Origin of the sequence: Mesorhizobium sp. BR1-1-13 (assembly GCF_020165515.1) — a bacterium.
Taxonomy (GTDB): Bacteria; Pseudomonadota; Alphaproteobacteria; order Rhizobiales; family Rhizobiaceae; genus Mesorhizobium.
On the sequence record NZ_JAIUIH010000019.1, the window covers coordinates 37267 to 49340 of the forward strand.

General features: G+C 64.6%; 15 protein-coding genes. 8 read left to right on the forward strand and 7 right to left on the reverse strand.

Going from position 1 to position 12074, the window contains the following annotated elements:
- Nucleotides 1–4: 4 nt before the first annotated feature.
- A complete protein-coding gene (locus LB533_RS28645) occupies nucleotides 5–1003 on the reverse strand; it encodes a DUF2125 domain-containing protein (protein WP_224678768.1) in 999 nt (332 codons plus the stop codon).
- A 137-nt stretch (nucleotides 1004–1140) separates the two neighbouring features.
- On the opposite strand from LB533_RS28645, the gene LB533_RS28650 reads away from it, so the two are divergent.
- From LB533_RS28650 to LB533_RS28660, 3 genes are all read left to right on the forward strand, one after another.
- Nucleotides 1141–1662, forward strand: a complete 522-nt coding sequence (locus LB533_RS28650) for a gamma-glutamylcyclotransferase (protein ID WP_224557546.1) — start codon at nucleotides 1141–1143, stop codon at nucleotides 1660–1662.
- A gap of 118 nt (nucleotides 1663–1780) precedes the next feature.
- Nucleotides 1781–2728, forward strand: a complete 948-nt coding sequence (locus LB533_RS28655) for an aldo/keto reductase (RefSeq protein WP_140640230.1) — start codon at nucleotides 1781–1783, stop codon at nucleotides 2726–2728.
- Between the two features lie 86 nt (nucleotides 2729–2814).
- Nucleotides 2815–3441 carry a LysE family translocator gene (locus LB533_RS28660; protein WP_140640232.1) on the forward strand — a complete coding sequence of 209 codons (627 nt, stop codon included), beginning with the start codon at nucleotides 2815–2817 and terminating at the stop codon, nucleotides 3439–3441.
- Nucleotides 3442–3481: 40 nt separating this feature from the next.
- Here the strand turns inward: LB533_RS28660 and LB533_RS28665 are convergent, their stop codons facing one another.
- The gene (locus tag LB533_RS28665) at nucleotides 3482–4270 is read right to left on the reverse strand and encodes a lysophospholipid acyltransferase family protein (protein ID WP_140500784.1); all 789 of its coding nucleotides are present in this window, start codon (nucleotides 4268–4270) and stop codon (nucleotides 3482–3484) included.
- A 123-nt stretch (nucleotides 4271–4393) separates the two neighbouring features.
- Nucleotides 4394–5296, reverse strand: a complete 903-nt coding sequence (locus tag LB533_RS28670) for a LysR family transcriptional regulator (RefSeq protein ID WP_140640234.1) — start codon at nucleotides 5294–5296, stop codon at nucleotides 4394–4396.
- Nucleotides 5297–5409: 113 nt separating this feature from the next.
- Here LB533_RS28670 and LB533_RS28675 point away from each other — a divergent pair, with 113 nt between their 5' ends.
- Together LB533_RS28675 and LB533_RS28680 are read left to right on the forward strand one after the other, a co-directional pair.
- A complete protein-coding gene (locus LB533_RS28675) occupies nucleotides 5410–5880 on the forward strand; it encodes a DUF1348 family protein (protein WP_140640236.1) in 471 nt (156 codons plus the stop codon).
- A gap of 24 nt (nucleotides 5881–5904) precedes the next feature.
- Nucleotides 5905–6537, forward strand: a complete 633-nt coding sequence (locus LB533_RS28680; RefSeq protein WP_140560175.1) for a pyridoxamine 5'-phosphate oxidase family protein — start codon at nucleotides 5905–5907, stop codon at nucleotides 6535–6537.
- 18 nt (nucleotides 6538–6555) lie between these two features.
- Here the strand turns inward: LB533_RS28680 and LB533_RS28685 are convergent, their stop codons facing one another.
- From LB533_RS28685 to ftsE, 3 genes are all read right to left on the reverse strand, one after another.
- Nucleotides 6556–7269, reverse strand: coding sequence for a YdcF family protein (locus tag LB533_RS28685; protein ID WP_140640238.1), 714 nt, complete (start codon nucleotides 7267–7269; stop codon nucleotides 6556–6558).
- Between the two features lie 99 nt (nucleotides 7270–7368).
- A complete protein-coding gene (locus LB533_RS28690) occupies nucleotides 7369–8355 on the reverse strand; it encodes a cell division protein FtsX (RefSeq protein ID WP_140640240.1) in 987 nt (328 codons plus the stop codon).
- The gene (gene ftsE / locus LB533_RS28695) at nucleotides 8348–9007 is read right to left on the reverse strand and encodes a cell division ATP-binding protein FtsE (protein WP_027023302.1); all 660 of its coding nucleotides are present in this window, start codon (nucleotides 9005–9007) and stop codon (nucleotides 8348–8350) included. The genes LB533_RS28690 and ftsE overlap by 8 nt, the downstream gene beginning before the upstream one ends.
- 301 nt (nucleotides 9008–9308) lie before the next feature.
- Between ftsE and LB533_RS28700 the strand changes: the two genes are divergently transcribed.
- The 3 genes from LB533_RS28700 (at nucleotide 9309) to LB533_RS28710 (ending at nucleotide 11063) form a co-directional block, all read left to right on the forward strand.
- Nucleotides 9309–9950, forward strand: a complete 642-nt coding sequence (locus LB533_RS28700; RefSeq protein ID WP_140640242.1) for a hypothetical protein — start codon at nucleotides 9309–9311, stop codon at nucleotides 9948–9950.
- An 89-nt stretch (nucleotides 9951–10039) separates the two neighbouring features.
- The gene (gene hpt / locus LB533_RS28705; RefSeq protein ID WP_140640244.1) at nucleotides 10040–10582 is read left to right on the forward strand and encodes a hypoxanthine phosphoribosyltransferase; all 543 of its coding nucleotides are present in this window, start codon (nucleotides 10040–10042) and stop codon (nucleotides 10580–10582) included.
- A 109-nt stretch (nucleotides 10583–10691) separates the two neighbouring features.
- Entirely contained in the window at nucleotides 10692–11063 is a 372-nt protein-coding gene (locus LB533_RS28710) for a response regulator (protein WP_224659054.1), read from the forward strand.
- Here the strand turns inward: LB533_RS28710 and LB533_RS28715 are convergent, their stop codons facing one another.
- On the reverse strand, nucleotides 11064–12005 hold the full coding sequence (locus tag LB533_RS28715; RefSeq protein ID WP_224678769.1) for a DMT family transporter: 942 nt from the start codon (nucleotides 12003–12005) through the stop codon (nucleotides 11064–11066).
- Nucleotides 12006–12074 lie beyond the last annotated feature (69 nt).

Sequence of the window (12074 nt, forward strand, 5' to 3'; positions counted from 1 at the left end):
ATGCTTAGTCGACCGGCTTGATCTTGCCCAGAGGGATAAAGCCGAGTGAGGCCTTGCCCTTGACCACCTTGAGCGGCATCGACGGCTCGTTGCCGAGCAGCGCCAGGGCGGCAAAGCCTTGTTCGATCTGGTTCTTCTGTTCGGGTATGGCGGCGCCGAGAATGGCGGCCACGGCTTTCGGGTCTTTCAGTCTGATCATCAGATCGGCGTCGACCAGGCCCTCGGCGTCGACCGACAGCGGCCCGGAAACGGCGACGTGCGCCGTGCCCGACGACAAATCGAGCCTGCGGATCTCGAGGGCCTGGCCGCGCAGGCTTTTCAGTTGCGTTCCGATCAGTGCCAGGCCGTTCTTCAGCGTCGCCTCGCCACTGGCGTCGAGCGGCGGCAGGACGCGGCCCCCAATCGCATCGGCGTCGATCTCCAGATCGCCGAAGCTGCCGATATAGTCGATATCCCTGCCGTTCGGCTGCAGCTGGCCCGCCGCCTTGCCGGCGCTGAACAGTTGCACCGGATCGGTGTCGTCGGCCGGATCGGTCTGGCCGGACAGGCCCTCGGCCGTGAGCGAAATGCGTCGCGGTAGCGGCCATGAGAGTTTGACGTTGGCCTTAAGATCATCCCAGTCGATCCACAGCGGCACCATGCCCGGAACCGAGGTCCTGAGCGGACCGCGCAGGTCCGCGACCGGCGACAGCGGCTGGATGATCTGGGCGACGGCGTTGAAGGAGCCGGCAGAGGCGGCAACGTTCTTGGCGTCGTCCTCATAGGCAAGATTGTCGCAGGAGACGGCGAAGCTCAGGGGGTAACCGCTGACCTGGAGATTGGCGCAGCCGGCCTCGATGCCGTTCTTGTTGAGCGTGGCGACCGCCTTGTCGGCTTCGCTCCGGACCCTGTCGGCGAGATAGAACCAGCCGCCGCTGTAGATGGCGAACAGCGCGATGACACACGCTGCAAGCCAGAACAGGCGGCGGCGATGCTTCGGCTGGCGTTCGTCAGTGGACGTCATGCTGCGGTTCTCGTTCACGCATGGGGGCTGTGGGCGGGCTGTCGATTCTGGCAACGACAACAGGTAGACAGAGATGGACGGAAAAAACACCGATTCCGGTGTGGTGTTGCCATTCTTACGCAATCAGGCACGGCGATATGGGCGATTTTTGGGTGTTTGGCTATGGTTCGTTGATATGGCGGCCGGGGTTCGCGCATGTCGAGACAAGGCGGGCGCGCCTGCATGGCTATCGTCGCGCGCTGTGCGTCTATTCCTTCGTGCATCGCGGCACGCGGGAACGTCCGGGCCTGGTGCTCGGCCTTGACCGCGGGGGCTCCTGCGTCGGGCTGGCTTTCCGGGTGCCGGGCGAGTTGCGGGACGAGGTCATCGCCTATCTGCGTGAGCGCGAGCTGGTCACCAATGTCTATCTTGAGCGCATGCTCAATGTCCGCCTTGACGGCGGCGGCACGGTCGAAGCCGTGGCCTATATCGTCGACCGCGGCCATGAGCAGTATGCTGGTGCGCTCGATGCCGCCCACGCCGCTGATGTGGTGCGCGGCGCTGTCGGCCAGTCCGGCAACAATGAGGACTATGTGTCGAGCACGCTGGACCATCTCCGGGCGCTCGGCATTCGCGACCACTGGCTGGAAGACGTGGCGAGGCGGATCGCGCCTTTGTGAAGCGCTGGCTCTGCGGAAAAGCCCGGCGAGGCCTTTGACCTCGATGCGGCAAGACCTAGCTTAGGCCTCGAACCCGCAATGGGCGGCAGCCGCCCAATCCCACCCACGGAGATCAGCCTTGCAGAAACGCCGTCTCGGTCGCACCGACCTTTCCATCGCGCCCCTGGTTCTGGGCGGCAATGTCTTCGGCTGGACCGCCGACGAGAAGACGTCCTTCGACCTGCTCGACCGCTTCGTCGGCGCTGGCCTGAACGCGGTCGACACAGCGGACGCCTATTCGCGCTGGGTGCCCGGCCACCAGGGCGGCGAATCGGAAACCATCATCGGCAAATGGATGAAGGACCGGGGCAACCGCGATAAGGTCGTGGTGATCACCAAAGTCGGCTCGGACATGGGACAGGGCCACAAGGACCTCTCCGCCGCTTACATCGAAAAGGCCGTCGATGCTTCGCTGAAGCGGCTGCAGACCGAGTTCATCGATCTTTATCTGTCGCACTGGCCGGATCCGACCACGCCCTATGAGGAAACCCTCGGCGCCTATGAAAAGCTGCTCGCCAAGGGCAAGATCCGTTATGCCGGCTGCTCGAATCTCGACGCCGGTCAGTTGCGCGCCGCGCTCGACGTGGCAAGCCTGCGCAGCCTGCCCCGCTATGAAGTGCTGCAGCCGGAATACAATCTCTACGACCGCTCGTCGTTCGATGGCCCGCTGCGCGATCTCTGCATGGCCGAGGATATCGGCGTCATCACCTATTTCAGCCTGGCCAAGGGTTTCTTGAGCGGCAAATACCGCAGCGAGGCCGATCTCGGTCAAAGTCCGCGCGGCGGCGACGTGAAGGACTACCTCGATGCGCGCGGCATGCGCATCCTCGCGGCACTCGATGCGGTGTCCGCCAGGCATTCGGCCAAACAGGCGGAAGTGGCGCTTGCCTGGGTCATTGCCCGGCCGGGCGTCACCGCGCCGATCGCCAGCGCCACCAAGCCTGAACAGATGGACAGCCTGATCAGGGCGGCGTCGCTGGAGCTCAGCGCCGACGACATGGCCGAGCTCGACAAGGCGAGCGGCTGAGCCGCCAACAGCGCGCACGATCGTCCAAGACGGTCGCCCCGGCCTTGCCATACCGTCATTGACGCTTGGCAAGACAGGAGGCGTGGATGGCAGGCCCGCTTTTTTCGCAGCCGGATCTGTGGCGTCAGCTCGTTGCGCTGATGCTTGCCGCCACGGTCGTCATGGGCAGCCCGGGGCCGGCGACGATAAGCGTCACCGCCGTCGGCGCGGCATTCGGCCTGCGCCATTCCCTGAGCTACGCCTTGGGGGTGATCCTGGGCACGATCGCCGTGCTTCTGGTCGTGGCAAGCGGAGTGAGCGCGATGCTTGCCGCGATGCCGCGGCTCGCTCCGCTGCTGGTCGCGGCGTCGGCTGCCTATATCCTCTATCTCGCGTTCAAGATCGCGACCGCGCCGCCCCTGGCGGCGCGTGCCGGCGAGGCCGCACGACCGACATTCGCCGGCGGCTTCCTGCTGGCGGTGGCCAACCCCAAGGCTTATGTGGCAATCGCCGCGGTGTTCGCCGGCGCGTCCGCGGATAGGGGCGCCGGCGCCATAGGCACCGGGCCGAAGCTCGCCGCTCTCGCATTCATGATCGTCGCCATCCATGCCGTGTGGCTGCTTGCGGGGGCGGCTTTCGCGCGCTTCCTTCGCAGGCCGGTGGCCTCGCGCATCATCAATCTGGTCTTTGCCGCGACGCTGGTGCTGACGACCGCACTGGCTGTGTTCGCCTGAACGTTGCGCGAGCCGCCATCGGCGCGCCGAAGGCCGCACTTCAGGCTTTGGCGCCGAGTTCCCGCAGCCGCTTGACCGCCGTCGGCGGCAAAGCAGGCGGATTGGGTGCACGGGATGCGTCGATGAGGAATTGGTCGCAGGCGGTTTCGGTTTCGCCGATCAGCCGCCGCATGAATTCCTCCTTGTCCAGGCCCGGCGGGATCGGCGGCAGGAAGCGCGCCTTGATGGTGCCGGGATAGCGCAGGAACTTGCGGCGCGGCCAATAGAGGCCGGCAACATGGGCGACCGGCACCACGGGAATGCCGAGCTGCGCATAGATTTCGACGATGCCGTATTTGTAGGCGGGTTCGTCGCCGGGCGCGCGGCGGGTGCCTTCGGGATAGATGATGAGCTGCCGCGGGTTGCGCGCGATTTCTTCCTTTGTCGCCGCAACCACCGCCTTCAGCGCCTTTGAGCGGCTGCCGCGGTCGACCGGGATCATGCGCATTTTCAGGATGTACCAGCCAAAGAACGGAATCCAGGTCAGCTCGCGCTTCAGGATGTAGAGCGGATCCTGCAGATAGGGGAAGAAGGCGATCGCGTCCCAGAAGGACTGGTGCTTGGGCGCCAGGATGAAAGAGCCTTCGGGCAGATTTTCCAGCCCGGTGATGTCGCTCTTCGTCCCGGCGATCTTGTCGTAGAGCCACATCGAGGTGCGCGACCAGAACTTCGGCACGAACCAGGCGCGATGGCGCGGCGACAGGAAATAATAGGGAGTCCAGAGGATCATCTGGACGATCAGATTGACGTAGAAGACGAAATTGAACGCCAGCGATCGGACTTGGAGCATTGGGGGAGGCCCGGTAAAGAGGTGTGCGTTGGTTACACCAAGCGGGCGCAAAAAGGAAATGGCCGAAGATGCCCCGAAATGGCGCCGAAAAGCGTTTCGGCCTCGCCCGAAGGCCCAGCCGCGCTAGATCAGCCGCGCCAGTCTTTCTTTCAGGCGCGGGGCGGCGAAGTCGAGAAATGCGCGCAGCTTGACCGGCAGCAGGCCGTGGCCTGCGTGCACCAGGCTTACCGGCCAGGGTTCCGGTTCGAACTCCCGCAGCAGCACGCGCAGCGCGCCTGACCGCACCGCCGCGTCGATCTGGTAGGACAGCACCCTCGTCAGCCCGACGCCGGCGAGTGCGGCATCGATCGCCGCTTCGGCGGTGTTGACCTGAAGCCGCGAGCGGACCCGAACCGGCATCTCGGTCTTCCCTGCGGTAAAGCTCCATGTCGAGAGCGCGCCCGGCCCTTCGAAGGTAATGCAGCTGTGGGCCTCGAGGTCCGCAAGCGCCGTCGGGGCGCCGCGTTCGGCCAGATAGCCGGGGCTCGCGCAAACGACATGGCGGATCGTACCGATGCGCATGGCGACAAAACTGGAGTCGGAAAGCCGGCCGATGCGGATGGCGAGGTCGAAATGGTCCTCGACCAACCGGGTTATGCGGTCGGCCAGCGTCAGGCGGATGTCCACGTCGGGATAGGCGGCGAGGAAGCCGGTCACCACCGGCAGCACGTGCAGGCGGCCGAAGACGACCGGCGCGGTGATGGCCAGTTCGCCCGTCGGGGCGCTGTATTCGCCGGCCGCCATGCGCTCGGCCTCGCCGACCTCGCCCAGGATGCGGCGGCAGGCGACCAGATAGGCCTGACCGGCATCGGTCAGCGTCAGCCGGCGCGTCGAGCGGTTCAGAAGGCGAGTCTTGAGATGCCGTTCCAGGTCGGAAACCTTGCGGCTGACCGTCGCCAGCGGAATGCAAAAACGGCGCGCGGCGGCAGACAGGCTGCCGGCCTCCGCCGCGGCGACAAAAAGCGACATGGCTTCGAGCCGGTCCATGGTTTCTTCCGGAAATTGGAAGGATAGATTACAAATATGGCATCTACATCTGCTTGATGGAAGCCTCCATATTGGCCGCGACGCAGACGGCCTGGGTCAAGAAAGGAATCATCATGTCGCAAGACCGCCCGCCGCTGCCGCCATTCACCGCGGAAACCGCCGCGCAGAAGGCGCGCATGGCCGAGGATGCCTGGAACTCGCGCGATCCAGCCCGTGTCGCGCTTGCCTATACGGCAGACAGCCGCTGGCGCAACCGTGCCGAGTTCCTGCAAGGCCGCGATGCCATCCAGGCTTTCCTGACGCGCAAATGGAGCCGGGAACTCGACTACCGGTTGATCAAGGAGGTCTGGGCTTTCCATGGCAACCGTATCGCCGTGCGTTTCGCCTATGAATGGCATGACGACAGCGGCTCCTGGTTCCGCAGCTATGGCAATGAGAACTGGGAATTCGACGAACATGGGCTGATGCGACTGCGCATCGCCAGCATCAACGACCTGCCGATCGGCGCTGCCGACCGTAAATATCACTGGCCGCTCGGCCGGCGGCCGGACGACCATCCCTCGCTGTCGGAACTCGGGCTTTAACCTCTCCGGCAAGAAAGGCTATCGATGGACGCGCATGCTTTCACCAGCGACGTCGCTTTCACGCCGACCGTCAAGGCGATCCAAGCCCGCAAGGGCTCTCGCCAGGCCTATTCCCGGGTCGAGGAGCGCGGTGGCTGGCAGTCGGTGATTACATCGGACCTTGCGGCCTTCATCGAGATGCAGACCAGCGTCTTCCTGTCGACGGCCAACGGTGTTGGCCAGCCCTATATCCAGCATCGCGGCGGGCCGGCCGGCTTCCTCAAAGTGCTCGATGAAAAGACGATCGGCTTCGCCGATTTCGCCGGCAACAGACAGTTCATCACCCAGGGCAATCTCGCCGACAATCCGCAGGCCTTCCTGTTCCTCATCGACTATGCCCATCGCCGGCGCGTCAAGATCTGGGGCAGCGCGCGCGTGGTGGAAGGCGACGCCGAGCTGATGGCGAGGCTGATGCCGCGGGATTATGCGGCACGGCCCGAACAGGTCATCCTGTTCACCGTGGCGACCTGGGATGCCAATTGTCCGCAGCACATTCCGCAGCGTTTCGAGGCCGCCGATGTGGCGGCGGCGCTGGCCGAACGGGACAGGCGGATCGAACGGCTCGAACAGGAAGTCGCTCGCCTGCGGCAGGCGCCGGGATCCGTCGTCACCAAATGACGAGGCGCCGAGGCAGGTTCAGCTGCCGGCGGCGATCTCGGCCAACGCTATGCCGTCCGGCGTCGGCTTCACCGGAACGATGCCGCGCGCCAAAGCCAGCAGATATTTGTTGTATTCGGTGAACAGCACGCGCAGTGCCCGTGGCTTGGTCAGCCAGCCGCCATTGTCGAGATTGCTGTTGACCACCGGATAGGGTTCGAGCTTGGCCTTGTGCAGCAGCCGGCCCATTTCGAGCAGGCTGCGCGGCATGTGGTAATTGTTGGTTACAAGGATCACCGTGCCATAGGCATGGCTCTCGACCCATTTGGCGCTTTCCTCGGCATTGCCGATCGTGTCGAGCGCGGCGCGGTCGATGTCGACGCAGCAGGAAAACAGCCTGATGTCACCGCCGGTCGCGGCCTGAAGCTGACGTCTGCTGGCCGAGGGATGCACACCGCTGATCAAAAGCCGCGCGCCCTTGCCGGACGCCAGCAGCTCCATCGCCGCATCGAGGCGCGATTGGCCGCCGGTCAACACGATGATCGCGTCGGCCCTGGCCGGGTTGGCAGGGGTGGTCAGATGACTGACAGTGTTGGCGAACCAGCCGAAGCCGCCGGCAAACAGGGCGACCAGGGCAAGCAAGGCGAAAGAAGAAACGCGCAGCACGGCCGAAACCCGGCCGCGTCCATGCGGACGCGCCGCCAACGCCGGCATCGATCCAACGGTACTGGTCGAGTCCCGCACCTCCATCATGGCATGGTTAATCCCGAAATGCGGCCTTTGGTAGGTAAAAATCGCAATTTGCGTTACGGCGGTTCTTCATGCGTGATCGATCCTGCTTGGGTGCCGTCGTCATGCCTCAGGCTGGCGGACGTCGATGTCGCTGAGATAGGCGACGACGGTGGCGTGCGAGGTTGCAGCCGTCAGCCCGCCGATGACCAGCACCATCAGCACGACACCGAGATAGCCGGCCGAGCCGATGGCGAAGTTGCCGAATAGCGCAGTCGCCTGGTCGGCCTGCGGGGTCGCCATGTTGCGCGAGGACCACCAGGAAAAGACGATGAAGACGGCGACCGCGGCGGCTCCGCCGGCGGCCGCGCCCTTCATGCCGGTGATCAGGAAATGGCGGCGGAACTCGCGGGCGATGAAACGCGCTTCGGCGCCGACGAAATGCAGCACCTCGATGATGTGGCCGTTGCCGGCCATGGCGCCGCGCGTGGCGAACACCACGGTCAGCACCGTCGCCGAGAGCATCAGCGCCAGCACCGCGATACCGATGGTCACCGTGGTGCGGGCCATGGCCACCAGCCGGTCCACCCAGGTGCGGTGATCGTCAAGCGATGCGCTCGGCAGCTTCGGCGTGATCGCGGCGCGCATGGCGGCGAAATCGGGCGGGTTGTTCTCGTCGATGGTGACGATGATCAGCCGCGGCACCGGCAGTTCGTCGATGTTGAGGCCCGAACCCAGCCATGGCTCCAGCAATCTGGCGGTGGCGTCGCGGTCGATGATCCTGGTCGCCTTCACGCCGGGGAATTCGGCGGCGATCTGCGAGGCCTGGGCAAGGGCTGCCTCCATGTCGAGGCCGTCGACCGGCTTGATCTGGATCGTCGCCTCGCGCGAGATCTGGTTTTCCCAGACCGAGGCGGTGTCGCGCACCAGGGTAACCGCGCCGAAGGTCAGGCAGGACAGGAAGGTCATGATGGCGATGACCAGCACCAGGGCGCGGCCGGCGATGTTCTGCGCCGGCACGATGGGCGCCATCTTGCGCTGGACGCGCGGCCTTGGCGCGGCCGCTTCGTCGGCCTGTGCGTCGAGGTGTTCGGCGGAAAGCTCAGTCATAGATATCAAGCCTCCCGCCGGCCAGGATCATGCGGCGCGCATCGACCTGCTCCATCAGGCCGAGATCGTGGGTCGCGATCACCACGGCGGTGCCCAGGCGGTTGAGTTCGATGAAGAGCCTGAGCAGGCGCCGCGCCAGCGGCGGATCGACATTGCCGGTCGGCTCGTCGGCCAGCAGGATTTCCGGCTGCTCGATCAGGGCGCGGGCGATCGCCGCGCGCTGCTTCTCCCCGCCCGATAGCACCGGCGGCAGCACATGCATGCGTTCGCCGAGCCCGACCCATTTCAACAGCTCGGTCACGTCGGTGCGGTAGCTCGCTTCCTCGCGCCCGCGCACGCGCAAGGGCAACGCGACATTCTCATAGGTGGTCATGTGGTCGAGCAGGCGGAAATCCTGGAACACCACGCCGATGCGGCGCCTGAGATGCGGCAGTTCGGCGCGCGAGATGCGCGAGCGATCCTTGCCGAAGATGGTGATCAGCCCACGCGTCGGCTTCAGTGACATGAACAGAAGGCGCAGCAACGTCGTCTTGCCGGCACCCGAAGGCCCGCTCAGGAACTGGAAGGAACGCTCCGGTATGTGCAGGGAGATGTCGCGGAGGATTTCCGGACCCATGCCATAGCGGAGGCCGACATTTTCGAAGCGAATCAATTTCGGCGACCTGAAATTCCTAGAGCGTGATGCCGAAAAGTGTGAGGCGGTTTTCGGGCGACATCATGCTCTATCACTCTAATTCGGAGGCGGATTCAGATTTCAGGTCGATTTGACCTGAAATCTGAATCCGTCGGCGGCAAGCCGGCCTGTTCTCGGAAAAGACCATCGGCCGGCATGGTTAACCGGCGGTTAATCGGTGGGTTGTTTCGGCTCGTCACAAGGGCTCCGGTGGGGAAGCGTTAACCATTTGCCTTTACGCAAAAGAAACGAAAAGCGAACGTGCTGCAATGCTGGGGCCATGATGGCTGAGGATCGAACCGCGCGCCCGGTTTCCGGCGAAATCATGGCCGATCCGCCGGCAAATGCCGCGCCGGAGCGTATCCTGCGTGCTGGCGCGGCGGATATCGTCGATGCCGACTATGTGGTGGTGCCGCGCGCCGCGCCCTGTGCCGAAGCTATTTCGCCGCAGCGCGTGATGTCCATGCCATCCCTCGAAGGCATGGACATGCTGCGCAAGCCCGAGCCGCCGGCGGAGCGGCCACCGGCGTCGCGCGGCGGGCCGATCTTCTGGATCGCCGGTATCGGCGCCGCCTTCGCCGCCTTCTGGGTCTCCGGCGGGCATGCACTGGTGCGCCAGGCGCCGCCCCTCGCGGGCGGACCGGCCTCGGCGTTGAGCATTTCAGGAGTGACGTCACGCGTGGACGCCTCCGGAGCGAGCCCCGTGCTGTTCGTCGACGGCGAGGCTGCCAATGACGGAGCAAGTCCGGCGACGTTGCCGCCGCTCGAGATCCGCGTCACCGGCAATGACGGGCGCACAACGCGCTATACTTTGGGGACATCCAGCCGCTCATTGGCGCCAAGTGAAAGATTCGGCTTTGCCAGCCGGCTCGACGTGCCTAGAAACGGCGTAAGGACGGTGTCGGTCACCTTCGCTGAATAGCATGTGCGACAGGTGAGGCCGGCCGGCAAACGGCTGATGTCAGCGCTTGCGGTGCGCGAAGGCCTTTGAAAATCTTGAAGGGACGAAGAATGCCAGTTGTGCGGGGCAAGGACATCGAGGTCCTGTTTTCGGCGTCGGCCATCGCCCGGCGCAATCTCGAACTCGCCAAGGAGATCGCCGGGCACGACTATCACGATCTTCTGGTGATCTCGGTGCTGAAGGGCTCGTTCATCTTCGCCGCAGACCTCATTCGCGCCATGCATGATGTCGGCCTGTCGCCGGAGGTCGAGTTCATCTTCATCTCCAGCTACGGCGCCGGCACCACAAGCGGCGAGGTGAGAGTGCTGCGCGACATCGACAACGAGGTCGCCGGCCGCGACGTGCTTCTGATCGACGACATTCTGGAGTCGGGCAAGACGCTGAGCTTCACCCGCGACCTGATGCTGTCGCGTGGCGCCAAAAGCTGCGCCATCGCGGTGCTGCTCGACAAGCGCATGCGCCGCCAGACCACCCTCAATGCCGATTATGTCGGCTTCGACTGCCCCGACTATTTCGTCGTCGGCTACGGCATGGATGTCGCGCACGCCTTTCGCGAACTGCCGTTCGTCGGCGTCGTCAAAGGCGATGCCTGAGGCCGCGGCAAATACTGAAAAAGGGCTTAACGGTTTCAAGAAAATAACCCATCCCGGAGCGCCGGGCCCTTCAGAAAAAGTCAACATTTGCTCGCCAAATATGCCGGCCATGGCAAAGCTCCTGATCGTTGAGGACGATGAGTCCGTCCGCACACTCGCAGCCCGGGCGCTCGAACGCGCCGGGCACGCAATCGACATCGCCGCCGACGGCGCGCAAGGACTGGCGCTGATACGCGCCGCGAAGGGCGGCTACGATCTCGTCGTCTCCGACATCCGCATGCCCGAGATGGACGGCATCGAGATGGCGATTGCAGCTTCGGCACTTTTCCCGTCGATGAAGATCCTGCTGATGACCGGCTATGCCGATCAGCGCGAGCGCGCCGAGGAACTGAACGGCATCATCCTCGACGTCGTGCAGAAGCCGTTCACGCTGGCCGAAATCCGTTCACGCGTCGAACGGGCGCTGAGCATTTTCGCCTGATCAGGCGGGATCGGCAGCGACGAGCACCGGGGGGTTGCGCCGTTCGGTGTTGAGCGCCAAGAGGCCAGCTCCGATGATAAGAGCGGCGCCGATCACGGTCGTCGACCGCGGCACTTCGGCGAAGAACAGAAAACCCCACAGCGGCGACCACAGGATGCCGGTGTATTCGAAGGTGGCGACGCGGTTTGCCGGCGCCATCCGGTAGGCCTGCGACAGCAAGATCATGCCGGCGGAAGCGACGAAGCCGCAGGCGGCCATCTTGAGGAAATCCGGCACTGTCGGCCACAGCCACGGGCGCACCAGGAATTCCAGGCTGGGATGGGCGGCATGATTGATGCCGGCAAGCCAGAACAGGCTTGCGACCAGTGCCGCGCCGGCGAGATAGGCACCGTTCTGGTAGAAGGCCATCACGGTTGAGGATTCGGTGTCGCCGATCTTGCGCGCCATCAGTTGCGAGAAGCCGTAGAGCACCGCGGAACCCAGCGACAGCAGCGCCGCCCAGTCGAACAGTCCCGCACCCGGGCGCAGCATCACGACGACGCCAAGCAGCCCGATCAACACGGTCGCCAGCGTCTGCCAGGAGACCCGTTCGCCAAGATAGGGCCCGGCCAGCACCATGATGCACAGCGGGGCCATGAAATAGAGCGCCACGGCATCGGCCAGGGGCAAGGCGGCGATGGCGAGGTAGTACATGGTGTAGGAGGTGAACTGAATGAAGGCGCGCATGGTCAGCATGCCGAACCGCCGCGACAGGATCGCCCGCAGCCCGACATCGGCATGGACGAGGACAATCAGGATCGGCAGGGCGACGATCGCGCGGATGGCCATCACCTCGGTCACGGGGTAGCCGCCCGACACCGCCTTGACGAGCGGGTCTTGCAGCGAGAAGACCAACACGCCCAGGCACAGGCTCATCATGCCGAGCACCATCCGATTGCGCATGAGGGTCCCAAGCTCCCGTACCAGGGCGCAAGCAAGCTTGCAGCAAGCTAAAAAGAACCCGCCACCGTT